Below are 24,354 nucleotides of genomic sequence, written 5' to 3'. Positions count from 1 at the left end.
CGGCTCATGGGGCCTCGGCATGACTTCCGTCGAGGATGCCCTGAGCATCGCTCGTACGGGCTTCGTGCCGGTCGCGGCTCCGCGAGCCACGAAGTCGGTGACGCGCACGGTGGTCACGCCGCGCGCTTCGGCGACTCTGGAACGGCGCCGTCAGTGGGAGCGTCGCTATCGGATGCGGTTGCGGATCACGGATGCGGCCGTCATCCTGTTCGCACTCGGTCTGACGGCAGCGATCCAACTGGCGAACGGCGTCTCCGGACCTGAGGTCCTCCGCGACGGCATTCCGCTCGCCGCGCTGTGGTACCTCCTGCTGAGCGCGCTGCACACGCGGGACGCCGCGTTGTTCCGCGCCAGCGCCACCGAGTACCGCGGCGTCGTGCACGCCACGGGGCTCGCTTTCGGGATCATCGCCATCGTGGCGGTGCTGCTCGCCTGGAAGACGATGCAACTGACGCTGCTGCTGGGGCTGCCCGTCGGAGTGCTGACTCTCCTGGTGACCAGGTGGCTGTGGCGTCACTGGCTGCAGAAGCAGCGATCCCAGGGGAGGTTCGCCTCCCGCACTCTCGTCGTCGGCAACAGGGACGACGTGGAGTATGTGGTCCGGACGCTGCACCCGATCGGCGCATCCGGCTACCAGGTGGTCGGCGCGACGCTGCTCGACGGCAACGCGCGCGACATCGTGATCGACGACACGCGGTTCCCGGTCCTGGGGAACGTGAACTCCGTGTCGTCGGTCGCGGCCGAGGTCGGCGCCGACACGATCATCGTCGCGAGCCGTCCCGAGGGCGAGCCCGAATTCGTGAAGCAGCTCAGCTGGCAGCTGGAAGGGACCGCCGCCGAGCTCGTGCTCTCGAGTCGTCTCACCGACGTCGCGGGTCCGCGGATCTCCTTCGCGCCGGTGGAGGGACTGCCGCTGATCCAGGTGCAGATCCCCACGTATGAAGGCGGCCAGCACCTGCTCAAGCGCGCGCTGGACATCGCCGTGGCCACGATGGCACTGATTCCCATCGCGCTGCTGGCTCCCGTGCTGGCGCTGCTGATCAAGCTGGACTCCCCCGGTCCGGTCTTCTTCTTCCAGGAGCGGGTCGGTCGCGACGGTCGACGGTTCAAGATGGTCAAATTCCGGTCGATGAAGACGGACGCCGAGCAGCAGCTCGCCCTGCTCAAGGAGCAGAACGAGGGCGCCGGACTCCTGTTCAAGATGAAGGACGACCCGCGCGTCACCCGGGTCGGCCGAGTGCTGCGCAAGCTCTCCCTCGATGAGCTGCCGCAGTTCTGGAACGTCCTCATCGGCGACATGAGCGTGGTGGGGCCTCGGCCGCCGCTGCCCAGCGAGGTCACCGCCTACGACGGCACCGTCTTCCGTCGCCTGTACATCAAGCCGGGGATCACGGGGCTGTGGCAGGTCTCCGGTCGGAGCGACCTCTCCTGGGACGAGAGCGTGCGGCTCGACCTGCGCTACGTCGAGAACTGGTCCGTGATGAACGACCTGCAGATCATGTGGCGCACCGCCAAGGTCATGGTGCAGCCCAGCGGGGCATACTGATCGGATGAGCAATTCGAACCGCCTCACCATCGCGATGGTGGGGACCAGAGGAGTGCCCGCAGCGTACGGCGGCTTCGAGACCGCCATAGAAGAGGTCGGACGCCGGCTCGCGGACCGCGGACACGACGTCGTCGTGTACACCCGCGGTTCCGAGCGGCGCGAGAAGGAGTACCTCGGCATGAGGGTCGTGCACCTTCCCGCGATCCCCGTGAAGCAGATCGAGACGCTGAGCCACACGGGCCTGTCGGCCCTGCACCTCGTGTTCCGGCGGCGACCGGACGCGACCTTCGTCTTCAACGCGGCGAACTCCCCGTTCCTGCCCCTGCTGCGATTGCGCCGTGCGCCGGTCGCCCTGCACATGGACGGGCTGGAATGGCGACGCTCGAAGTGGGGTCCGCGCGGGAAGGCGTACTACCGCTGGGCTGAGCAGTTCGGGGTGCGGACGGCCGATGCGCTGATCGCGGATGCACCCGGAATCGCCGACTACTACCGGCACCAGTTCGACGTTCCGACCGAGCTCATCCGCTACGGCGCCCCGATCCTCGACCAGCTCCCGGAACGCGGCGTCGCCGAGATGGACCTCACCCCTGAGGGGTATCACCTCGTCGTGGCACGGTTCGAACCCGAGAACCATGTGCTCGAGATCGTCCGGGGCTACCGCGACAGCGACGCGAAGCTGCCGCTCGTCGTCGTCGGCTCGGCGCCCTACAGTGCGGGGTACACCCAGGAGATCCAGCGAGTGGCGGATGGCGACGACCGCATCCGTCTCGTGGGTGGTGTCTACGACCAGGAGCTGCTCGATGCGCTCTACGCGAATGCGCTCACGTATCTGCACGGCCATTCGGTGGGGGGAACCAACCCCTCGCTCCTGCGCGCCATGGGGGCCGGGACCGCTGTCATCGGCTTCGATGTCCCCTTCAACCGCGAGGTGCTCGACGGCAACGGCTGGTTCTTCGCCGATGCCGCCCAGGTCGCCGAGCAGGTGATGGCCGCCGAGTCCGATCCGGCAGCGACCGCGACCAAGGGCAGCGCCGTGCAGGAGATCGCCCGCACCCGCTTCCGCTGGGATGATGTCGCGGACGAGTACGAAGCACTCGCACAGCGGATCTCCGAGGGTGCGACCATTCACCCCTCGGCCAGGCGGGCACGCCGACGGTCGGCGGACTGGGCACCCGTCCGCGCCGAATCGAGCACGCCGTGAGCAGCGAGTCGAAGCGGCCGACCGTCCTTCTCGTCCACCCCGGCGCCGAGATGTTCGGGTCCGATCGCATGCTCCTGGAGAGTGCGATCGGCCTCGTCGAATCGGGGGCGCGTGTCGTCGTCGCTCTGCCGAGTTCCGGCCTTCTCGTGAACGAGCTGCGCGCGGCCGGCGCAGAGGTCGTCATCCTGCCGATGCTCGTGCTCCGCAAAGTGCTGCTCACCCCGCGCGGACTGCCGAGGCTGTTCCGAGACACGTTCCGAGGTCTGGGCGCTGCCTGGCGGCTGATCGGCCGGCTGCGTCCCGACGTCGTGTACGTCTCGACGATCATCATCCCCGAGTGGCCGCTGATCGCCCGGCTGCGCGGAGTCCGCACCGTGAGCCACGTGCATGAAGCCGAGGCCTCGGGCAACAAGATCGTCAATGCCCTCCTCTACTCCCCCCATCTGGCCTCCCATCAGAGCCTCGTGAACAGCCGGTTCAGCCTGGACACCATCCGCGCCGCACTCCCCGCCCTGGCCCGGCGCTCCCACGTGGTGTACAACGGCGTCGCTTCTCCCCCGCACCCGATCTCTCCCCGTCCCCGCACCGAGGGCCCCCTCCGCGTGCTCTACATCGGGCGTCTCTCCCCCCGCAAGGGGCCCGACCTCGTGATCGCGGCGGCCTCGCGCCTCCACTCCGCCGGGCGCGCAGTGGAGGTCACCCTCCTCGGCGCGGTTTTCGAAGGCTACGAATGGTTCGAACGCGACCTTCGTTCCCAGGCGGCCGAGGCCGGGATCACCGTCGACTTCGCCGGATTCCACACCGACATCTGGCCGTTCCTCGAGAAGGCCGATGTGCTGCTCGTGCCGTCGCGCGTCGACGAGCCCTTCGGGAACACCGCCGTGGAAGGCGTCCTCGCCCTGCGACCGGTGATCGCGAGCGACAGCAGCGGTCTCCGGGAGGCAGCAGGCGGGTACGGCACTGCGGCGCTCGTCGCGGCCGGCGATGCGGAGGCGATCGCTTCCGCGCTGACCGACATCGACGCGCGGTGGGATGAGATCGTCTCGACCGTCGCAGACAGCCGTGCCGAGGCCCTGCGCAGGCACGCGCCGTCGGTCTACCGCTCCAGCATCTCGACGCATCTCCTGGGCTGACCCACGGGCTGCCACGCCTGCCCGGGGGTCAGCGCTCCCGCTACACCTGCTCCAGCTCGCCCACGGTGAGCCGCTTCTTGTTCCGGACGATGTAGATCGAGAACGGGATCAGCTGGCACACGACGAGGGCGAAGGCGACGCCGATCAGGGGGCCTGCGATGCCCAGCACGGGAGTGAGCACGAATGAGAGGGTGATGCCCACGGCCGCCATGCTGAGCGTGGGGATCACCTGGAACCGGATTCCCGGCTTGTCCATGATGAACATCCCCAGGGGGTACACAGCCGCCGTCATCATGATCATCAGACCGAAGGCGAAGATCGTGCTCGTGCGCACCGTCAACTCGCCCTGGGTGATGAACCCGAACAGCCACGGGCCTACGAGCCACACCATGACGGTCGCGACGCCGATCGCCGCAGCGAACAGCACCGACAGCAGGAACGGCCCACGCCGGAGGTCACCGTCGTGGCGGCTCTTCGCGAAATGCGGCCAGAGCGCGAGCCCACCGGCCATCACGAGTCCGTTGAGGGCGAAGAAAACCTGGCCCGCAACGCCGTACTCGGCGACGTCGGTGGGTCCGCCCAGCTGAGCGATCACGTAGCGCTGCGAGCCGACGGCGATCGGATACGTCACCATCTGCGCGAGCATCGGCCACCCGACGTCCATCACCCGCACGCCGGGGTAGCGGCGAGGGCGCAGGACCATCCGGGCGGCCGAGGGGATCAGCGGCGAAGTCGTGCGCGCCGTGATGAGGATGCCGAGCACCGACACGAGGAACGACGCACCGAAGGAGGAGATCGCCACGAAGGAATGGAGGTTGTCGCCGCCGAAGGTGAGCATCAGCCAGACGCCCGTCATCGTGAGCGGCGAGATCAGCCCCTGGAGGAGGATCACGATGTGGTTGCGACGCTGGCCCAGCATGATCCGCGCCCACACCCCGAGCGGGATGCCGAGGCAGAAGATCGTGACGCAGTAGAAAGCGGCCAACGAGGCGCCCGGTCGCCCCCCGGCTTCACCGAACACCAGCTCCCAGGCACCCGTGAGCACGAGGACCGTGTTGATCGCCATCGCCGTGGCGGCGAAGGTGAGAAGCACTCGGCCGACGGAGGTGAGCTGATACCTCAGCTTCTCGTCGGTGCGCACGTTCGTGCTGGTCGCGACAGCGTTGACGAGGACCGCGCCGCTGCCGAGGTCCGTGAAGGTCAGCAGCGAGGGGATGGTCGTCAACAACGTGTACAGGGCGAAGCTGTCGACGCCGGCGCCGCCGATGATCATCCGGGTCGTGATGACGCCGCAGACCAGCGCGATGACCATCGTCAGCGCACGCGCGCCGACAGCGAGAAGAGAGCCCATGCTTACATCGTCACCGGGGCAGGGCTCCCAGCGTCGTGCTGCTGCCGGGGAGTCGCGATACTGAGGCGATGTCAGACGGCACCGGCACCGCCACAGCACCCTGAATCGCGGCGAACTGCGGCAGCAGGGCGAAGCCGGCGTCGACCACCGGCGCTCCCTCGACGAACTGCGACCGTCGATCCTGCCCCGTGGCAGCGGTGAACGCGGCCAGCGTATCCGTCACCGCGGGGTCTCTCGAGACGGAGCCCTTCGACCACGCGGAGAACCAGCGGGGGGTGCCCGGCGACGTGCGGTGGTAGAGGTTCCCGTTGACGCTCGACATCATCTGCGAACCCGTGTACTGCAAGGAGTAGTCCTGGACGCAGACCAGGCAGTTGCCCGCGCTCTCGGCCACGATGTTGTTCGATGCCACGATGTTCCGTGTGATCCAGGACGCCTCGGGTGCGTATCGCGTCCGCGGGTCGTGCCCCGGCGTGTTCGGGTCGGAGGCGCGGCGGGCGTCCATCGCGATGCTGATGTTCCGGTTCCCGTTGCCTACCAGCGTGTTGTTCCAGATCTTGACGTTGCCGGAGTTGAGCACCCAGAGACCGAATTCCCCGTTGCGAGCGATGACGTTGTCGGCGACGACCGCACGTTCGGACAGCTCCACCAGCACGCCGTGCCCGGTGTTGCCGATCACATCGTTCCCGGTGAACGCGATATCGAGGACGGACTCGTCGAACCACGGACCGCGGCCGTCGTTCCCGAGGAACGCGCTGTCCTCGACGGTCACTCCCCTGGTGCGGGTGACCTTGAACGCACCGGACACCGGTGCGTCGTTGAAGTGCTCCATGTTGTTGCCCACGGACAACATCTGCGTCACGGTCAGTCCGTCGGCCTGCGATGCGCCTCCGCCCAGCAGACCGTTGCCGATCAGGGAGACACGGGTCAACGTGGTCGACGGCGCCCACGAGTAGAAGCCGGTGGTCGAGTTGTCGCGGATCGTCACATCGGTGAGCGACACGTGCGGTGCAGCGGCGATGACCGTGCCCATCTGCGGGACGCTGGTGGCGTATCGGCGCACTCCGATTCCGCGCACCTCGGTCCCTGCGGAGCGGATGGAGAGCGCCTGAGTGAGCACGCTCGCCTCGACCGACTTGCCCGACGGGTTCGTTCCGATCACCAGGCGCTTGGCGGAATCGTCGACGAAGAAGGTGCCTTCTGCGACCTGGGAGACGGATGCGACCTCTCGCAGCTGGACTCCTGCCACCCAGACCTGATCCGGGTGCGCGGCCATCGGGTGAGCCGGATCGACGAATCGCCACTCCGCCGCAGTGTTGTCGGGGGCGCCCTTCGTGTAGGTCGGGCTCGCATCGAGTGCCGTGTTCCAGCCGTCGACGAACCAGGTGCTTCCCGAGGCCTTCCAGCCGGTGACGGGCTCGGCGCCGTCGAACCACACCGACTCGTTGGGTGCCGGCTGGATGGTGACCCGCTTCTGCGCAGGCACCACGACCTCTTCGTGATACGAGCCGCCACGCAGGACGATCGTCCCCCCGTTCGGGACGATGCGGAGCGCGGCAGCGACCGACTTGACCGGCGCGTTCCTGGTGCCGGAGGCTCCGTCGAACCCTGCGGGTGAGACGTAGACCGCCGTGGCCGGAGCTTCGTACACGAGAGTCCCTGGGGCCTTGGCCCCGGGTTCGCCGCGCACGCCCTCGGGCGTCACGGGCGGCACCGGCTCGGGTTCGGGGGCCGGCGTGGGCTCAGGGGCCGGCGTGGGCTCAGGAGCCGGGGTGGGCTCAGGAGCCGGAGTGGGCTCAGGAGCCGGAGTGGGCTCAGGAGCCGGAGTGGGCTCAGGAGCGGGCGTGGGCTCAGGAGCGGGCGTGGGCTCGGGGGCCGGCGTGGGCTCAGGAGTGGGCTCAGGAGTGGGCTCAGGAGTGGGCTCCGGGGACGGCACGGGGGCGGTGACCGAGATGTCGTCGATTCCGACCGGAACAGCGGCCCTCGCCCCGGAGGACGTGTAGAGCGCGAAGCCGTACCCGCCTGCGGACTGAATCCGCGCGTTCGAGTCGTCGGAGTACGTCACCTGCCAGTCCGCCGGCTCCACGGCGTTCGACTCCCAGGCCTTGGCCGCCAGCGCCACCGGACTCGTGCCCGTGACTCTGAACGCCACCGTCAGCGTGTCACCGCTCGTCACGGTGAGGGGAAGCCGACGCTCGGCCAGATGCTGCACGCGCATGAGGTCGGTGAGCCGCACGACCGATACGTAGGCCGAGCCGTCGGGGTGGACGCGCACGCGCGCTCCGTACGAGTCGGCGCCGGACACCCGGACCGCCTGGGAGAGGTAGAGCGGCCCTCCCACGGGCAGCTCGGGAACGGTCAGTGAGAACCGGCTGTCCACGTCAGCGGGGACCACACCGTCGATGGTGGCCCTGGCGGTGATACCCGGCTTGCGACTCGCGAGCAGCGCCTGCTCGCCGGTGACGCTCGCCGTCGCTTCCACGACACGCCATGGGCCGTCGGGCGAGGTCCCCCACCCCGAATCGACCGTGCGGTCCATGTCGTCAGCGATGACGGGAGCGTCCGTGGCATCGGCCGACCGTGCGACGAGCGGAGCGTCATCGGCCAGTGCCGACGCAGGAACGGCCGTCAGCGCGGCCGTCAGCGCGGTCGTGAGCGCGACGGCAGCGGTCAGCGCTCCTGCGAGCATCTTGCGGGTGCGTCGCCGGGGCGGACTCGAAGTCTCGTGTGAGGTGCGGTCGAGGAGCGGAGTGGGCACGGTGTCACCGTCTTCTGGGGCAGATTCATGATCACCCCGCAGCTCCGCCGCAGTTTCAACCCCGGGCAGCAAAGTGCGAGTCCCCCTCGCAACTCATGAAGAATACCCCGGCCATCCCGGCGAAGACAAACGGAAACGGCGACGCACCGATATACTCCGCCGCATCGTGGCACGATGCGGCGTCGGATATCCCGTCAGTCGCTGTAGTACTCGCTGCGGTGACGTTCCGGCCGCGCGCGGTTCAGAACCGTGCCGAGGATGCGGGCACCGCCCGACTCGAGCGACTTGATGCTCTTGGCGAGCGCGGCGCGGCGCGTCTTCGTCGCGTCGACCACGAGGATCACACCGTCGGTCTGGGTGGCGAAGAGGTTGGCGTCGGCCACGCTGAGGATCGGCGGCGAATCGATGACCACGTAGTCGTACTCCGCTGCGGCGAAGTCGAGGAGCTGGTTCATGCGCGCCGATGTCAGGAGCTCCGCCGGATTCGGCGGGATGGTACCTGCGGGCAGGATGTCGAGCGTGCTGTCGGCGACACTGTGCTTGGCGACCTCGAACTCGACTTCGTCCAGCAGCACGCTGGTCAGACCGATCGAGCCGTCGATGCCTGCGTGCTCGTGCGCCCGCGGCCGCCGCATGTCGGCGTCGATCAGCAGCACCGAGTTGCGCAGACCGGCGAGAGTCATGGCCAGGTTGACCGAGATCGTCGACTTGCCCTCCGCCGGCATGCCCGACGTCACCAGCAGCACCTTCACCCGCGAGGACACGTTCGCGTAGGCCAGAGCCGAACGGATACGGCGGAACTCCTCCGAGGTGTGGCCGAGCGGCTCCTGCGCGACGGCGATGCCCCGCATGGCCAGGAGAGGCGACTTCGAGACGACGCCCAGAACAGGGTCGCCACCTGCCTCCGTCAGCGTCTCCTCGTTGCGCATACGGGTGTCGAGCACTCCGATGAGCACCGCGATGGCGAGGCCGAGGACACCCCCGAGGAAGCCTCCGAGGAGGGCGTCACGCGGCTTGCTCGGCGTGAACTGGAACTCGGGTACGACCGCGTCGTCGATGACCTGCGCCGTGATCGTGGATTCGCCCTGCGGGTCCTTGGGCGCCACGTCCTTGACCACGATGATGAGCTGGTCCGCCACGGCATCGGCCAGCTCGGCCGCTGCCTTCGGGTCGTCCGTGATCCCCGTGATCCGCAACGTGACCGTGCTCTGGGGGATCGTGACCTCGATGTCCCTCGCGAGCGCTCGCGGAGTCGTGTCGAGCCCCAGTTCCTCGATGACGGGGTCGAGCACCCGCGAGCTGGTCGCCAACTGGGCGAACGACAGCATCTGGCTCTGTGTGTACACAGAGCCCTGGTTGAGGTCAGAGGCGCTGGTTCCCTGATTGAGGGCGAAGTACAACGAGGTCGTCGCCTGGAACAGGGGTGTCTGCAACGAGGCGTACCCGAAGGATCCTGCAGCCCCGACGACGGCGCAGAGCACGATCGCCCACCAGAACTTGCGCAACGAGCCGGCGATCACGCGCAGACTCACCCGGCTCTCGCCCATGACTCCCCATTCCCCCTGAGACTTCGATTCTAGAGGTGTTCGTTCCTGTGACCTCATGATTGCGCAGGGGGCTTCCCGACGATGCGCTGCCGTTGCACGGGTCCGAGCCCGTCTCGGAGTGCTTCCTCCGACTGCTGCCGCCCTCTGCCGATCACGTCCGCGTCGCGCGCCCATGTGATCGCGAGGCCCACGCAGAACCAGAGGAACATGCTGTACTGCGTGATCAACGCCACCACCACGAGACTCGGCAGCTGCCCCACGACGGCGATCGACGCCGGGCTCCTGGTCGAGCGTCGCACGGTCATGATCGCCGCGCAGACCAGCGCGGCCATGATCAGCAGTGTGGGGACGTAGCCGTACCGGAGCAGGGTGAGGACGAGGGCGTTGTCGACCGAACGTGCGAAGTAGCCGAGGTAGTAGTCCCCCGACACGAGCGAGTGCCAGTCCCCCGGGTTGCCGAAGAGCTGCACCTGCTGGAGGAGCACCAGGAGATCGGTCCGATAGTCGGCGCTGCCGCCTGCCTCGTCGCCCGCGGCCCCGAAGACCGAGTCGATGATCGGGATGGCGATGGCGGTGCCGATGACACCGGCCGTGACGACGGCGACCCGGAACCGCGTGGACACCCCGACGATGAGGAACGTGGACAGCACCAGCGTGAGCACGAGGGTGAGCTGTCCGGCGCGGCTGAACGTCAGGACCGTCGCCACCGCGACGATCACCACGCCGCCGATCTTCGGGATCAGCCGCCACTTCGTCGCCACGATGAACGCCGACGACATCGCCAGCGCCGCTCCCAGGGCGATCGAGTGGCCGAACGCGCCCTCGACCCTCAGCACCCCGCCTCGTTCCTGGAGAGGGCTCCAGGTGTCGTAGACGACGCCGGATCCGGGGATCAGGACGAAAGGATTGAAGGAGGTGAAGAACTCGATGATGCCGAGGACGGCTGCGACGATGGCGACGACCGCGATCGTCGACGTGACCCATTCCGGCGCGACCCGGGCGAGCACCACGCGTCCCCAGAGATACGGGATGACCCACTCGAGCAGAGCGGCGACGAGCGACGGGAGATCGACCGTGCCGAAGCCGTACAGCCCGACGATCACGATGACGAAGGCCACGACCCAGGCGTCTGCGGCGCGGAGCGGGACGACCGACCAGTTGACGATGATCATCAAGGCGGTCAGCAGAGTGATCGCAGCCCAGTAGAAACCGATGTTGACGCCGACCCACAGCGGCACGAAGAAGAGGACGCAGGCCCAGCCCACGAATGCCGTGCGCGGCAGCAGCCGGAGCACGAACACGACGATGGCCACTGCTGCGATTCCTCCGACGGCGAGGAGCGCGATCGGAACAGCAGTGGCCATGCGTCAGGATCTTACTGGGGCGCGGTGACGCGGAACGAATCGAACGAGACGTTCAGAGGCGCCGTGGAGCTGCCCGACCGGTTGCCGCTGAGACCGACGGAACCCGCAGCGAGCGGAGTCGCGTCCGTCGCGTTGATCTGCCAGTTCGCGGGCTCCGTCGTGCCGGTCGCCCAGATCTTCGCCGACATCGCCGTGGAAGCCGATCCGGTGACGGACACCTTCAGGCTGTACGACGTGTTCGCCGCCCACACGAGTCCGGGCACGGCCTGCGTCAGCAGCACCGTCCCTTCGCGGTGCACCACGAGCCACACGGTTCCGTCGGGACGGAGCCACGCACGGGCGAAGTACTTCCCGGCAGCGGTCTGCCTCGCGATCACGCCGACGTAGGCGCCGCCCGCGGCGGGAGCCTGGTCGACGCGGAACTGCGTCTCGAGGATCGCGTCGCCGATCGAGGTCGAGTTGAGCGTGGCGTGGCGGGTGTCCCCCGCGACCAGACTCAGCTTGCCCTGGCCGTCGGCGACGGTCGCCGCCGCCTGCGAACCGCCGGCGATCGACCACGCGCCACCTGTGACCGCGGTGCCCCAGCCGGGACCCGCCGTCCGGTCGAACTCATCGCTCGCGAGCGCTGCCGGGTTGGGCTGAGGCTGCGGGTCGACCGGAGGGGCCGTGACCGTGACCTGCTGCGTCGCGGTGTGGGTGGCGCCCTTGTCGTCGGTCACCGTGAGGGTCACCGTGTAGGTGCCCGCCGTGGTGTACGCCCGCGAGCTGGTCGCCCCCGTGCCCGTCGATCCGTCCCCGAAGTTCCAGGCGTAGGACGCGATGGTGCCGTCCGAGTCGGTCGATGCCCCACCGTTGACGTTCACGGTCAGCCCCGTGGTCGTCGCCGTGAAGGCCGCGGTCGGCGGCACGTTCGGCTGCGGCTGCGGCTGCGGCTCCGGCTGCGGCTCGGGCTGCGGTGTCGCCGCGCCGAGGTTCTTCAGCGTGAAGTCGTCGAAGCTCGCCAGGTTGGTGCCGGTCGCGCTGCCCGCCCGGTAGGAGAAGACCGTCGGCGCTCCCGCGACCTGCAGGGCCGGCGTCGCGTCCGTCGTGGAGAGCTGCCAGTTGGCGGGCTCCGCAGCTCCGGCAGCCCACAGCTTCGCGCGGATGGTCGTCGTCCCGGACCCCGTCGTGTCCATGGCGAGGTTGAACGTGCTTCCCGCGGTCCACGTGAGACCGGCGACGGCGGTGCTGGCGATCGCGGTTCCGTTGCGGTGGATCACGAGCCAGGTGGTCCCGTCCGCCCGGTGCCACGCGAGTGCGCGGTACCCGTTGGAGCCGGAGCGACGTGCACCGAGTCCTTCGTAGGCCACACCCGTCGACGGACCGGAGGCCAGCGTGTAGGTGATGCGCGCGGACGTGTCGAGGAGAGAGGTCCCCTGCAGCAGCATCTCGCGCGTCTCACCCGGCGTGAGGTTCACCTTGCCGACGCCGTCTCCGACGGAGGTGACGGCGGCCGAACCGCTCATCGGCGCCCAGGTGCCGCCGACGTCGGCCGCGCCCCAGCCGCTCGACACGACACGACCGAAGGAGTCGGACGCGGCGAACACCTGAGCCTGCACGGTCACGGACTTCGTGACGCTGGCCGATCCCCCGAGGCTGTCGGTCACCGTGAGCGTGATGTCGTGCGCACCCGGCTGGGCGTAGGTGTGACCGGCGGTCGCACCGCTGCCCGCGGCCGTGCCGTCACCCCAGTTCCAGGAGTACGACAGCGTCGCGCCGTCGGAGGCGCTCGAGCCCGCGGCCGAGACGTCGACGTTCATCCCCGACGCCGTCGCGGTGAAGGTCGCGACCGGATTCGCGTGGGTCGTGACGGACTCCCGCGTGGTCGTGGCCGTGCCGCCGCGGTTGTCGGTGACCGTCAGAGTGACCGTGCGCGTACCCGCCGAGGCGTACACGTGGCTGGCCACCTGCCCGGAGGACGTCGAACCGTCGCCCCAGTTCCAGTCGTAGGACGCGATCGTGCCGTCCGAGTCGGTCGATGCCGAGGCGTCGGCCGAGACCGAGAGCCCGGTGCCCGACAGCTCGAAGGACGCGGTCGGAAGGACGTTCGCCGCCTGCACCGTGACGGGGTTCTCCGTCGTGGTGGCCAGGCCGTTGCTGTCGGTCACCGTGAGCTTGACGGTGTAGGTACCCGCGGCCGTGTAGGTGTGCGACACCGTCTTGCCCGTCGCGGTGGCCGAGTCGTCCCCAAAGTCCCAGCGGTAGCCGCTGATCGTGGCGGAGCCTGTCGGTGCGGACGTGCTGGCGTCGAACGCCACGGCGAGATCCGTCGGCGTCGAGGTGAAGGCCGCGGTCGGCGGCTGGAAGCCCTTGCCGATGCCGTAGTGGGTCTGCACCTGCGCGGGGGTGAGCGCGTACGGGTAGACCGCGACCTCGTCGAGAGCACCCTTGAAGTTGCTCGAGCTCGGTGCCGAGGGCCAGCTGTTGAGGTTGTCCCCGCCGACACGCCAGTACCCGACGTAGTTCTCGGCGGTGGTCGCGCCGGCCGCGGACGAGACGAGCACACCGTCGACGTACAGCTTCATGCCGTCTGCGCTCTGGGTGGCCACCGCATGGTGCCAGGCGTTGTTGTTCAGCGCCGTGGTGTTCTGGATCGTCTGCGTGCTGCCGTTGTAGGTGCCGAACACCAGACGCCCGTTGTTCGTCATGTAGAGATGACGGTCGTAGCTCGTGGAGTCGCCCGAGGCCGCTGACCCGTAGCCGAGCAGCTTGCCACCGGTGGTGGTGTTGGTCTTGAACCACAGCTCCGTGGAGAACTCCGCCGGTGCGGCGATCTTGTCGGTCGACGAGGCTCGCCCCGAGGAGGTCCCGGTGAACGTCGATGCGCCGGTCGCGGTGTTCTCCACGCCCGAAGCCGACGACGTCACGCCGGAGCCGAACACGGGAGGGTTCGCGCCCGCCCAGTCCTGCGGCGCGGTGCCCAGCGGGTAGTAGAGCTGCGGGTTGTCGGCCGAGATCGCGTTCGTGTAGCTCGAGACCGTCCCCGACGCGACCGTGACGCTCATGGCCTGGCTGCTGACGGTGTTGCCCGCGCTGTCCTTGGCGCTGACCGTGTACTCCTGCTGCGATCCCGGTGCCGCCGTCTTGTCTTCGAGAGTGACGGACGGCCGGTTCCACCAGGTGCCGTTGGCTGTGGTCGTGGCGACCGGAGTGGCCGTGCCGGTGCGACGGAGCTCGTACGTGAGCGTCAGGTCATCGCGGTCCCAGTTGGCCGGGATCGACACGCGGACGCGACCGGGGATGAACGACTGCGCCGTGCCGGTCCAGTTCGCCGCCGCGAGACGGGGGCCGTCCTTGGCTCCGCCAGGGGGGTTCGTCGAGAAGCGCACGAGTCCCTCGAAGCGGCCGTTGTTCACGGACCGGAACTCACCGCCGATCGAGATCATGTTGCCCGCGCCCGTGATCGACAGACCGGCCTGTCCCATGCCCGTCGTCACACCGACGGCCCAGTCGGGCGTCCAGGCGTAGGGCGACGGAGCGGGAGTGCCCGCCCAGTTCTTGTAGGTGCCGCCGGCTGCGGGCTGGTTGCCCAGCGAGCCGCGAGCGTCCGCCGTGTACGCCTCCGAGTAGCGGTGCGTGCGCGGGTTCTGCTCCGGGTGCAGGCTCATCGTGCCGCACGCGTGAGTGTGGCTGGTCGTGTAGACGACCTTGCCGGTGGAGTACACGCCGTAGTGGTCGCCGAGGCAGTCGGCGATCCAGCGGACCTGGCCCGTCCCGGCTTCTGCCGCGAAGGTCCCCTCCAGGTTTCCCGTGGCGGCGTCGGCGTAGACCCAGCCCGTGCCGTACACGGCCTTGTCGTCGGCGGCGAGACCGAAGATGCCGGCCTTGCCGGAGTTCGAGCCCGTGTTCGAGCCGTTCTTGACCGTCTGCGGGAGTGCCCAGGACGTGTCGACCGCGCCGGTCGCCTTGTCCAGTGCCACGGTTCCGCGCATCGTCACGTCGCCGTTGACCTGCGAGAAGCGCCCGGCGGCGATGACGTTCTGACCCGCGGGGTCCATGACCATGGCGTCGACCTGGAGGTCGGTCTGCGGCGCCCAGCTCAGCAGGGCGCCGTTGGCGGCATTGAAGCCGGCGAGGTTCTTGCGGGCGGTGCCGTTGCCCTGCGTGAACAGCCCGCCCACGTAGACGCTGGTCCCGGACGTTGCGAGGGCGTAGACACCGCTGCCGCCGATCGACGGGTTGAAGCCGGCCACGAGCTGGCCGGTCACGGCGTCGAGGGCGGCGAAGTTCCAGCGGGCCTGACCGTTGACGGAGTTGAACGATCCGCCGATGTAGATGCGGCTGCCGTCCGGCGACGCGGCGACGGCCTTGATCACACCGTTCACCTGCGGCGCGAACGAGAGCAGCTGACCCGTGTTGATGTCGTAGGCGAGCACGTTGGAGCGGGCCGTCAGGCTCGTTCCCGGCGTGGCGAGCGGGGCCCTGGCGTTGTCGAACTTGCCGACCGCATAGACGGTCGACCCGATCATCGTCTGCGCCCAGACGTAGCCGTTGTCGATCTGCACCGTCGGAATCGGATCCGAGGTGACGACATTGTCGTCACGCTGCAGCAGAGGCGGCGGAGTCGAGGGAACGTCTGCTGACGCCGCCTGCGCTCCCAGTGTCGTCATGCCTGCGACGAGCAACGCCGCCGTCACGACAGACGCGAGTGCGCTCAGCGCTCGCCTCGTGGTCGTTGTGTTCCCCATAGTGACTCCCCAGCCGCCAGTTTTCTTCTTCGAAAATGAGTTAGTGCAAATGAAAAACGAAAGTGATGCGAGTGATTACGCGCGCGTCAGGACAGCTGGCCGGCGAAGGTGGCCACCGGCTCGCCCGCGGCGTAGTTGACGCTGATCTTCACCGAGCGCCCCTGCGTCGGATCGAGCATGAAGACGTAGGTGCCGGTGGTCTTCGCCCCCGCGGCGACCTCGCCCTGCAGGGGTTCGTTCGGGCCGGCGGTCGTGGAGACCCCGATGTCGCCGTCGTCCGTGACGAGGCTGACGACCGCGGAGTCGACGCTCTGCGCACGCTTCGAGTCGTTGGCCACGGTCAGCGTGACGACCACCGCGGAACCGGCGTATTCGCCGGGTGTCTCGGGCTTGATCGTCGTGGTCGAGATCTTGTCGATCGTGACGACCATGTCGGTGGAGAGGGAGATCGGCGCGTCGAGCGCTCCGTTCTCCTCGGTGAGCGCCGGGCCCTCCGTGGGCCCTTGGGCCTCGGTGTCGGCGGGCGGCGTCCAGTCGGTGGTGCTGGTGCCTTCCGGCGCCGGCGATTCCGATGCGCTGGGCGCGGCAGCGGTACAACCGGCCGTCACGAGTGCCAGCGCCACCAAAGGCGCGATGAAGATCGCGCGTCGTGAGCGCGAAGTGCCGTCCCCAGAACGGCATGATGAAACGTTGAACACTGCAGCTCCCCAGAACCCAGATTCCCCAATCCCGAAGCCCCCTCGGCTTCAGGTCCCCTTCAACCGCGCGGAACGCGGCGTCGGCTAATCCTAGTGTGAGGTCTGGAAAACCGCAAGTGACCGGTCAGGACGCGTGTCGGCGATGGCCCGAGAGCTGCGCGAGGACCGTCGCGATGGCGGCATCGACCTCGTTGATCGTCTCCAGGTGACCGCGACTCCCGTGCCGATCGGCGATGCTCGTCGGATCCACGGTCCCCCGCGCCTGGAACAGCTGACGCAGGCGCGCTCCGACACCCGCGGGCGGTGTCAGCGGGACGGCGCGGGAACGTGCACGGTCGAGGTGCGCCACGTACTCCACCACGCGATCGGAAGCGGAGGACGAGAAGCCCTCCCCCAGATGGGCGGCTTCCTTGATCGTGAACATCCAGTCACGCGAACGCGGTGCCATCCTCACCAGCTCGCCACGGATGTCGCGCGAGGCCGTCAGCACGATGCTCGCCTGCTCGATCTGCTCGATCGTCACCGGCTGCGCCCGATGCTCCTGCGCCCAGGCCTGCCATTCCTCGTCTGCATGGACCGAGGCCACCGCCGAGCAGATCGGGTCGCCGTCGTTCGCCCGCACACCGGCACTGCTCACGGTGATGGGGGAATCCGCGCCGAGCCCGCGACGAAGAGCCAGCTCCGCCAACGGCGACCGGCACACGTTCGCCGCGCACACGACCAGGATCTTCTCGTCCGTCATGCGGAGGCACCGAGCCTTCCGATCTCACGGAACCACTTCACCGCGGCGAGCGCGAGGAACAGGACAGCGGCCAGGCACAGAGCGCCGTAGCCGACGAGGAATGCCGGCGTCCACCCCCACAGCACGAACACGAGGCACACCAGCCCGAAGTCCGTCGGCAACAGGATGAGCGAGCGCAGCAGGGTCCCGCCTCCTCGCTCGTGGGTCGACGCCACCGCGTGCTTGCCCTTGAGCAGATCGTTCAGGAGCATGCCCGAGAACGTGGTCGTGGCGACGATGCTGAACACGATCGGGATCAGCAGGAGAAGAGGCGTATCGGGAAGCACCCGATAGAGCCCGATCAGCACGGCGAGGTGGAGGGAGGCGATCTTGAGCGTGTCGATGAAGTGATCGAGCCACTCGCCCTGGGGGCTTCCCCCGCCGCGCAGACGCGCCACCTGACCGTCGGCGGAGTCCCAGGCGTAGCCGAGCACCAGCAGCAGAGCGATCAGGAGGCCCATGGGCACGTTCACAGGGCCGAACGCGATGAGGCCGATCGCGATGAAGGAGTGCACCGCGCTGATGATCGACACCTGGTTCGGGGTGAGACCGATCCGATACGCGACAGCGGCGAGCACCCGACCGATGCGCCGATTGACGTACACCGAGTAGGCGGGCGCCCCACGAGCGTGCCCCTTCTGCGCGCGCGCGAGACGATGATAGGCGTCTACGACCATTTCCTGCCCTTCTGGACCGAGGTGTGCGTCCGCGCGATCCGTCGGGCATCGCGCACACCGCGAAGATAGGCCCGGATCGGAGCGGCCGACTGGATCAGCTGTCGTCGGCCACCGCGGAGGATGACCTCCCTGGCGGTGCGCGGGATGGACCGGCGCCAGCGCTGCACGGCCTCGTCATCGAGATGGCGCACGGCGTAGAGCATCCGATTGCGGATGTTGTAGTAGTAGTAGCCCTCGGACTTGGCGCGTGAGGTCTCTGGCTCCGCGCGCTGCGTGCCTCCCTCGTCGTGCACGGCCGTGGCCTCCTCGACGAGGGCCAGTGACCCGCCGGCCGACACGACACGACGCGAGAAGTCGACGTCCTCCCAGTAGAGGAAGTAGTCGTCGTCGAACCCACCCGCGAGATCCCAGACCTCGCGCGTGATCCACAGGCAGGCCCCGCTCAACCACGGTTCGAACGGCTGGGTGTCCTCGGCGTCGCGCTTGCGGCGTGCGCGCATGGTGCCGTCGGTGAGCAGGAGATCGATCCCGGCGAACCAGGTCTTGCCGTCCGAGTCGGTGATGACCGGCGAGGCGAGGGTCGTGCGCTCGCCGTCGGTGACTGCGGCCAGCCGGCGCAGCGATGCGCGATCGATGTGCGCGTCCGGATTGATCACGAGGACGTCGGTGGCACCCTCGGCGAGCGCGCGCGCCACCCCGATGTTGACTCCGCCGCCGAAGCCCGTGTTGGATCGCGGTTCGATCAGGAGCCAGCCCTGCGCATCGGCGATCTTCGCGGCAGCGCGCCGTTCTCCGGCGTTCGACCAGTTGTCGACGACGATGACGAGCGCATGCTGATCGATCGCGCGCGCTTCGCGCTCCACCGTCACCAGGTTGCGCTCGAGCAACCCCGCCGAGGCGTAGTTGACCACGACCACGGCAAGCCGTCCGTGCTCGATTGACACGCGATCCTCCCCCCGGATCCGGATCACGGATCGCCTCGGGTCGCCGGTCGAATTCCCCAGAGTCGCGACCGACGTCGACTCCCAGGTGAACGACTATACGCGAGAGCATCGTCGACGAGCGGCTTCAGAGGTTCACGATACGATGAGCCGGCGTCGGAGTCGAGGCGCGATACTGCCATGGGGATGGGGCGGATGACCAGGGGACCGGAATCGAACGACATGATCAGGGTGACGATCGGCGTACCCACGTACCGGAGGCCGGAGCTGCTCCGAGCGCTGCTGCGCACGCTTCCCGAGCGCATCGCCGAGTGCGCCGACCTCGGGGTCGCGGTGGACGTGCTGGTGGTCGACAACGACCCCGCCGGCTCCGCCAGGGAGGTGGCCGCCGGTGCGAGCGTCCCGGTCCGCTACGTCGTCGAACCCGAGCCGGGGATCGTCGCCGCTCGCAACCGCCTCCTGGACGAGTGCGCCGACCGCGACCTGCTGGCCTTCATCGACGACGACGAGGTCCCGCGAGAGCGGTGGCTCTCCGCGCTCATCGAGGTGTGGCGCGAACACGGCGCCGATGCCGTGATGGGGCGCGTGATCTCGGTCTTCGATGAAGACGTCGACCCGTGGCTCCTCGCATCCGGCACCTTCCGACGGCCACCCAGGCAGACGGGCACCGTGCTCCAGGTGGCAGCGGCGGGCAACCTGCTGCTGGACCTCCGCTCCATCCGGCGGCTCGGTCTGCGGTTCGACCCTTCGCTCGGCCTCGGCGGCGGCGAGGACACGCTCTTCTCCCGGCAGCTCGCCCGCCGAGGCGGCTTGATCGTGTGGTGCAACGAGTCAGAGACGGAAGACCTCGTCGTCGCCGCGCGCCTGAGCCGGGCCTGGGCGGCACAGCGTGCCTTCAGCTCGGCGAACGCGGGCACCCGCATCCAGCTCCAGCTCACCGACGGGAAGATCCGTCGCGGGGTGCTGCGGCTGCGGGCTCTGGTGGGCGGCGTGGCCCGTATCGTCGTCGGCGCCCTGCGGAGAGCCTTCGGCGCCCTGACCTCGAACATCACCCATCACGCCAGGGGGACCCGACTCATGCACCGCGGGCGGGGCACGATCGCCGCCGCCCTCGGTCGACGCTACGACGAATACCGACGTCCATCGGAGGATGACACCACCATGACCGTTCCCGGATCGACCATCCGCGTGATGCAGTCGCTGGGCGCTCCCCGTCCGACGACGAACCCGTACAACAAGATGCTCGACGAAGCGCTGGGCTCGACCGAGGGTCTCACGCGTCTGCGGTTCTCGTGGCGCACGGCGCTGTTCGGACGCTACGACGCCTTCCACTGGCACTGGCCGGAGGCGAAGCTGCACGGATCCACCTGGTGGAAGTCCACGGGCAAGTATCTGCTCACCGCCGCGCTCGTCTTCCGTCACCGCCTGTCGCGTCGGATCGCCGTGGTGCGCACGGTGCACAACATCGAGCTGCCGGACGACAACGCGCCGCGCCTGTGGCTCCTGCGTTTCATCGACCGCCACACCGACTACCGGATCGTCATCAACGAGACCACGCCGCTCGCGCCCGGCACGCCGCACAGCCTGATCCTGCACGGCGACTACCGCGGCTGGTACGCGAAGTTCCCCGCTGCGGAGAAGGTGCGGGGGCAGCTCGGCTCCTTCGGCGGGATCCGCCGCTACAAGGGGCTCGAGGGGTTCATCGACGCCTATGCGGAGGCCGTCACGGCGGAGCCGGCGTTGAGCCTGCGGATCGGCGGACGCCCGTCCACCCCCGAGCTCGGCGACGACCTCCGTGCGCGGACGGCAGACCTCCCCGGAGTGAGCCTGCACCTCGACTTCCTGAGCGACGCCGAGCTCGTGCAGCTCGCGACGTCCTCCGACCTCATCGTGCTGGCCTACCGTTTCATGCACAACTCGGGCAGCGTGCTCGCCGCTCTGTCGATGGACCGCCCCGTGCTCGTGCCCCGCAACGAGGCGAACGAGGCTCTCGGACGCGAAGTCGGTCAGGAGTGGGTGCTCATGTACGACGGAGACCTCGATGCTCCGACCGTGGTGGAGGCGTGGCGGGCGGCGACCACGCTGACGGGCTCGCCCGACCTCTCCCGACGCGACTGGGCCGATGCCGGCCGCGCCCACGCCGACGCGTTCCGCGCGGCCGTGCGAGTGAAGCGACGCGGCGCGAAGCGTTAGGTGACGGTGGGCGGCGACGCGGTCACCTCGGGGTCAGCAGCCCCCGCACCAGGGCGGCGACCATCACCTGCGTGGTGAACTGCCGCTCGACCTCGATGCGCCCGTTCCGCCCGAGCTCGGCGGCGCGCTCCGGGTGATCGAGAAGACGGAGCAGCGCGAGGGCGAGCTCGGCGGGATCCTCAACGGGAACGAGGTGACCCGTGCGCCCCTCGCTGACATACTGGCGCATCCCCGCGGTATCGGAGACCACGACCGGACGAGCCGTCGCGAGGGCTTCGAGCGCGACAGTCATCCCGGACGCGTGGAGGTTCTCCCTGGTCGGAACGACCACGACGCTCGCCGTCGCGTAGAGGTCACGCAGCTCGGCGTGCGGCAGATGGCGGACGACCCGCACCCCCTCCGGCGGATCGAGGTCCGAGCGGGTCTGCACGACCACGTCCGTCTCCGGACGGATGGCGAGCACACGCGCGAGCGCCGCGAAGAGAGTCGCCGGGTCGCGGTCTCTGTCGTTGCCTGCGCTGACGATGCACGGCCTCGCCGGGTAGGGCCTCGCGACGAAGAAGGAGCTGTCGATACCGAAGGGCACCGCGAACACGCGCGTCTCCGCTCCTCCCAGCATCGCGCGCAGCGGCTCGACCTGCGCCTCGCTGAGCACCCAGGCGGCCTCCGCCCTGCGCAGCATCGCCAGCAACCGCTCCGGTGCTCCGCCGCTCTCAGCCATGTCGGTGAGCCAGATCACGCCGGTGGCGAAGCGATCCCGCGGGTGCGAGGTCTGCATCCGATAGGCCGTGTTCTCATCCCAGGTGAGCGCCAGACCACCGGCGGGACGCGGCCCCAGGGAGAGTCGCGAGCGAGCCCGCGCGAGTCTGCTCGGCGGGGCGAGATCGACCACCTCGACGACCGCGTGGTCGCGTAGCGCATCGAAGCCGTACGGCCAGACACTGGGCACCTCTCCCCTGGCGTGGCTCTGCTCCCAGGCGCGCGCCGACTGTTCGGCTCGATGCGCCCAGGTGAGAGTCAGGGAGGGACCGCCCTCGGATTCCACGAGCCAACTATGGACCTCGCCGCGGATCCTGACAAGAGAGAAGTTCCGGAGATCGCTTCGCTCCCGCTCCGACCTCCACCTTCGAGCCCCGCCGTCGAGCTCCGGCGCTAGAGCTCGCCGGGCTTCATCACCTCGACGTCGATCGCCCTGATCACGCGCTGCGCCGCGGTGTCGGTTGGCGGCTCGGCGCCGACCGCATGGTCCTTGCTCCGACGCTTCGGCGCGTACACGACGAGCGAGTGGAACAGGAACCGGGCGAAGAACGCCACGATGAGCGAGAGGCCCGTCGCGACGACACTCGAGATGTGCCACGACTCGACCATCAGCGCCATCACCGGGATGCGCAGAGCCGCCTCGACGTTGTTGAAGGCGAAGGAGCTGGCGAAGCGGATGCCGAGACCGCGGGCATCCGTGCGCATGTCGGCGAACACGAACCGCTCCTGGAGCAGGAAGTTGCCGATGATCGTGACCTCGGCTCCGATGATCGCGGCCCAGATGTACGGCACGCCCGCGGCCGTCAGCACCCACATGATGCCGAGGTTCGCTGCTGCTCCGATCACGCCGATCAGTGCGAACAGCGACATCTTGCCGAAACGCAGTCGCGCGAGGTGCTCGAGGAACATCGCGCCCTGACGCAGGCTCGCCTTCGAGGTGCCGTGCCGACGCTCGGCGAACTCCATCGGCACCTCGGCGATGCGCATGTCGTTGCGGGCCAGGATCTCCAGGAGGATCTTGAAACCCCGAGGCTGGAGCGTGGAGAGGTCGAGACGCCCGCGATCGACGAGGAAGAAGCCGGTCATCGGGTCCGTGCTGTGGGCGAGGCGGATCGGGAACATAGCCCTGGTGAGCCAGGTCGCCACGCGGGAGACGCCGAAGCGCACCGCCGTGCCGAGACCGCTCGTATCTCCTCCGCCGATGTAGCGCGACGCGGCCACGACATCGGCGTCCCCCTGCGCATACCGGGCGAGGAGCGCGGGGAGGAGCTCGGGCGGATGCTGAAGGTCGCCGTCCATCACGATGCAGACGTCGGCCGCTGCAGCCCCGAGCCCGACGACGACCGCGCCGCCCAGACCTCCGGTGTTCTCGGAGCGGTGGAGCACGCGAACGAGGATCGGCGCGTCCGCCGCGACCCTGGCGATCTCGGCTGCCGTGTCGTCCGTGCTGTCGTCGACGAACAGGATCTCCGCGTCCCACCCGTCGAGCGCTGCGGCCGTGCGCGCCACGAGCTCGGCGACGTTGTCGCGCTCGTTGAACGTCGGCACGATGACCGTGACCCGTGCCCCCACGTCCGCCCCCTGTCCCTCACGCGCATCGCGTGCGGCCTCCATCGTTCCATGGGTTCCTATGCGGAAGGAAACCGGAACCTGCTAGACTCTCGAACCGCGGCTGTGGGAGTCGCGGAGCGGATGGGGATCCGCTTACTGGGGAATTACTGATCTGGGGAGATCATGGGGACGCGTATCGGCTATGCCGTTGGTGCTTTCGACCTGTTTCACGTCGGGCATCTGAATCTACTTCGTCACGCCAAGCAGCACTGCGACATCCTGATCGCCGGCGTCGTCAGCGACGAGATGCTGCGTCAGGTGAAGGGCATCGAGCCCGTCATCCCGACGGCAGAGCGTGCGGAGATCGTGAAGCACATCTCGTTCGTCGACGACGTGTACGTCGAGACGACGCCGTCGAAGATGGACTCGTGGCGCGACGTGCAGTTCACGCACTTCTTCAAGGGCGACGACTGGCGCGGCACCGACAAGGGGCTGCGCTTGGAGCGCGAGTTCGCCGAGGTCGGGGTCGAGGTCGTGTACTTCCCGTACACGGCGCACACGTCGAGTTCCTCGCTGCGCCGCGCCCTCGACGCGATCACCGCCGGGGCGAACGCTCCTGCCATCGCCTCGGTGCGCTGAGCGCCTGAGCGGTCCCCGGGGTCACGCGGTCGATCAGCCTGGTCGGCCCTCGCGCAGCTCAGTTGGCGACGCCGAGGAGGCTCCGCGCCATACGTGCCACGTGCGGCGGCGTGTGCGGCCCGAGCCAGACCGTCCACTGCGAAGGCGGCTCGCTGCAGGCCCACTCGACACACCAGGCATGCACGGCGTTGGCGAGCCTCTCTCCTCGCGTGTGCGCCCTGGTCCCGTCTCCGCGAACCAGCCATCGCACCGACACCCCGTCGGGGACGTCGATGTGTCGGAACTGGATGCGCGCCGCCGCCTCGAGGATGACGACCCCCTGCGCGTCCCACGGCAGCCGCGCGGCGATGCTCGCGATGAACCCTGCATCGGCCGCATCGCCGGCGATGAGCACGGCACCCTCGATGTCGTCCCAGTCGGGATCTTCCAGGTGCTCGCATGCGCTCATGCCCCCAGTGTAAGTAAGGGCACCCTTACTTACAAGAGAT

Annotated in this window: 17 protein-coding genes; 5 read left to right on the top strand and 12 right to left on the bottom strand. The window is 68.7% G+C overall.

What is annotated here, in order from left to right; genetic code table 11:
- The first annotated feature begins 19 nt into the window (after window positions 1–19).
- From AB4070_RS15730 to AB4070_RS15720, 3 genes are read left to right on the top strand one after another with little or no spacing between them, the layout of a single operon-like run.
- On the top strand, window positions 20–1,546 hold the full coding sequence (locus tag AB4070_RS15730) for a sugar transferase (protein WP_441980928.1): 1,527 nt from the start codon (window positions 20–22) through the stop codon (window positions 1,544–1,546).
- A 4-nt stretch (window positions 1,547–1,550) separates the two neighbouring features.
- Complete coding sequence (locus AB4070_RS15725; RefSeq protein WP_441980927.1) at window positions 1,551–2,747, top strand: glycosyltransferase; 1,197 nt, start codon at window positions 1,551–1,553, stop codon at window positions 2,745–2,747.
- Window positions 2,744–3,880, top strand: a complete 1,137-nt coding sequence (locus AB4070_RS15720; RefSeq protein ID WP_441980926.1) for a glycosyltransferase — start codon at window positions 2,744–2,746, stop codon at window positions 3,878–3,880. The genes AB4070_RS15725 and AB4070_RS15720 overlap by 4 nt, the downstream gene beginning before the upstream one ends.
- Window positions 3,881–3,920: 40 nt before the next feature.
- Here AB4070_RS15720 and AB4070_RS15715 read toward each other — a convergent pair whose 3' ends face one another.
- From AB4070_RS15715 to AB4070_RS15675, 9 genes are all read right to left on the bottom strand, one after another.
- A complete protein-coding gene (locus AB4070_RS15715; protein ID WP_441980925.1) occupies window positions 3,921–5,231 on the bottom strand; it encodes a lipopolysaccharide biosynthesis protein in 1,311 nt (436 codons plus the stop codon).
- A 10-nt stretch (window positions 5,232–5,241) separates the two neighbouring features.
- Window positions 5,242–7,989, bottom strand: a complete 2,748-nt coding sequence (locus tag AB4070_RS15710; RefSeq protein ID WP_441980924.1) for a right-handed parallel beta-helix repeat-containing protein — start codon at window positions 7,987–7,989, stop codon at window positions 5,242–5,244.
- 194 nt (window positions 7,990–8,183) lie between these two features.
- Complete coding sequence (locus AB4070_RS15705) at window positions 8,184–9,536, bottom strand: polysaccharide biosynthesis tyrosine autokinase (protein ID WP_441980923.1); 1,353 nt, start codon at window positions 9,534–9,536, stop codon at window positions 8,184–8,186.
- Between the two features lie 53 nt (window positions 9,537–9,589).
- Window positions 9,590–10,900 (bottom strand): hypothetical protein, encoded by a 1,311-nt coding sequence (locus tag AB4070_RS15700; RefSeq protein ID WP_441980922.1) that lies wholly within the window; start codon window positions 10,898–10,900, stop codon window positions 9,590–9,592.
- 11 nt (window positions 10,901–10,911) lie between these two features.
- Window positions 10,912–15,627: a PKD domain-containing protein gene (locus AB4070_RS15695; RefSeq protein ID WP_441980921.1), complete on the bottom strand. Its 4,716-nt coding sequence runs from the start codon at window positions 15,625–15,627 to the stop codon at window positions 10,912–10,914.
- Between the two features lie 86 nt (window positions 15,628–15,713).
- A complete protein-coding gene (locus AB4070_RS15690; RefSeq protein ID WP_441980920.1) occupies window positions 15,714–16,250 on the bottom strand; it encodes a DUF4352 domain-containing protein in 537 nt (178 codons plus the stop codon).
- A gap of 199 nt (window positions 16,251–16,449) precedes the next feature.
- Window positions 16,450–17,067, bottom strand: a complete 618-nt coding sequence (locus AB4070_RS15685) for an arsenate reductase/protein-tyrosine-phosphatase family protein (protein ID WP_441980919.1) — start codon at window positions 17,065–17,067, stop codon at window positions 16,450–16,452.
- Entirely contained in the window at window positions 17,064–17,783 is a 720-nt protein-coding gene (locus AB4070_RS15680; RefSeq protein WP_046746653.1) for a CDP-alcohol phosphatidyltransferase family protein, read from the bottom strand. The genes AB4070_RS15685 and AB4070_RS15680 overlap by 4 nt, the downstream gene beginning before the upstream one ends.
- Window positions 17,774–18,727, bottom strand: coding sequence for a glycosyltransferase family 2 protein (locus AB4070_RS15675; protein ID WP_441980918.1), 954 nt, complete (start codon window positions 18,725–18,727; stop codon window positions 17,774–17,776). The genes AB4070_RS15680 and AB4070_RS15675 overlap by 10 nt, the downstream gene beginning before the upstream one ends.
- Window positions 18,728–18,919: 192 nt before the next feature.
- Here AB4070_RS15675 and AB4070_RS15670 point away from each other — a divergent pair, with 192 nt between their 5' ends.
- Window positions 18,920–20,917, top strand: coding sequence for a glycosyltransferase (locus AB4070_RS15670; protein WP_441980917.1), 1,998 nt, complete (start codon window positions 18,920–18,922; stop codon window positions 20,915–20,917).
- A 22-nt stretch (window positions 20,918–20,939) separates the two neighbouring features.
- On the opposite strand, the gene AB4070_RS15665 is transcribed toward AB4070_RS15670, so the two are convergent.
- Both AB4070_RS15665 and AB4070_RS15660 read right to left on the bottom strand, forming a co-directional pair.
- Window positions 20,940–21,962 carry a glycosyltransferase family 4 protein gene (locus tag AB4070_RS15665; RefSeq protein WP_441980916.1) on the bottom strand — a complete coding sequence of 341 codons (1,023 nt, stop codon included), beginning with the start codon at window positions 21,960–21,962 and terminating at the stop codon, window positions 20,940–20,942.
- Window positions 21,963–22,069: 107 nt separating this feature from the next.
- Window positions 22,070–23,290 (bottom strand): glycosyltransferase, encoded by a 1,221-nt coding sequence (locus AB4070_RS15660; protein ID WP_441980915.1) that lies wholly within the window; start codon window positions 23,288–23,290, stop codon window positions 22,070–22,072.
- Between the two features lie 120 nt (window positions 23,291–23,410).
- Here AB4070_RS15660 and AB4070_RS15655 point away from each other — a divergent pair, with 120 nt between their 5' ends.
- Window positions 23,411–23,866 carry an adenylyltransferase/cytidyltransferase family protein gene (locus tag AB4070_RS15655; protein ID WP_441980914.1) on the top strand — a complete coding sequence of 152 codons (456 nt, stop codon included), beginning with the start codon at window positions 23,411–23,413 and terminating at the stop codon, window positions 23,864–23,866.
- Between the two features lie 58 nt (window positions 23,867–23,924).
- Here AB4070_RS15655 and AB4070_RS15650 read toward each other — a convergent pair whose 3' ends face one another.
- Complete coding sequence (locus AB4070_RS15650) at window positions 23,925–24,314, bottom strand: SIP domain-containing protein (protein ID WP_058631559.1); 390 nt, start codon at window positions 24,312–24,314, stop codon at window positions 23,925–23,927.
- Window positions 24,315–24,354: the final 40 nt, after the last annotated feature.

It is taken from the genome of Microbacterium sp. 2RAF4, assembly GCF_052115285.1.
Taxonomy (GTDB): Bacteria; Actinomycetota; Actinomycetes; order Actinomycetales; family Microbacteriaceae; genus Microbacterium; species Microbacterium oxydans.
The sequence above is the reverse complement of the archived record's forward strand: the minus strand, read 5'-3'. Positions and strand labels throughout refer to the sequence as shown.

Bases quoted from the DNA above. Each gene is read 5' to 3' on its own strand.
- AB4070_RS15730 (WP_441980928.1), top strand. From the start codon at position 20: ATGACTTCCGTCGAGGATGCCCTGAGCATCGCTCGTACGGGCTTCGTG.
- AB4070_RS15725 (WP_441980927.1), top strand. From the start codon at position 1,551: ATGAGCAATTCGAACCGCCTCACCATCGCGATGGTGGGGACCAGAGGA.
- AB4070_RS15715 (WP_441980925.1), bottom strand. From the start codon at position 5,231: ATGGGCTCTCTTCTCGCTGTCGGCGCGCGTGCGCTGACGATGGTCATC.
- AB4070_RS15705 (WP_441980923.1), bottom strand. From the start codon at position 9,536: ATGGGCGAGAGCCGGGTGAGTCTGCGCGTGATCGCCGGCTCGTTGCGC.
- AB4070_RS15700 (WP_441980922.1), bottom strand. From the start codon at position 10,900: ATGGCCACTGCTGTTCCGATCGCGCTCCTCGCCGTCGGAGGAATCGCA.
- AB4070_RS15695 (WP_441980921.1), bottom strand. From the start codon at position 15,627: ATGGGGAACACAACGACCACGAGGCGAGCGCTGAGCGCACTCGCGTCT.
- AB4070_RS15685 (WP_441980919.1), bottom strand. From the start codon at position 17,067: ATGACGGACGAGAAGATCCTGGTCGTGTGCGCGGCGAACGTGTGCCGG.
- AB4070_RS15680 (WP_046746653.1), bottom strand. From the start codon at position 17,783: ATGGTCGTAGACGCCTATCATCGTCTCGCGCGCGCGCAGAAGGGGCAC.
- AB4070_RS15670 (WP_441980917.1), top strand. From the start codon at position 18,920: ATGACCAGGGGACCGGAATCGAACGACATGATCAGGGTGACGATCGGC.
- AB4070_RS15660 (WP_441980915.1), bottom strand. From the start codon at position 23,290: ATGGAGGCCGCACGCGATGCGCGTGAGGGACAGGGGGCGGACGTGGGG.
- AB4070_RS15655 (WP_441980914.1), top strand. From the start codon at position 23,411: ATGGGGACGCGTATCGGCTATGCCGTTGGTGCTTTCGACCTGTTTCAC.
- AB4070_RS15650 (WP_058631559.1), bottom strand. From the start codon at position 24,314: ATGAGCGCATGCGAGCACCTGGAAGATCCCGACTGGGACGACATCGAG.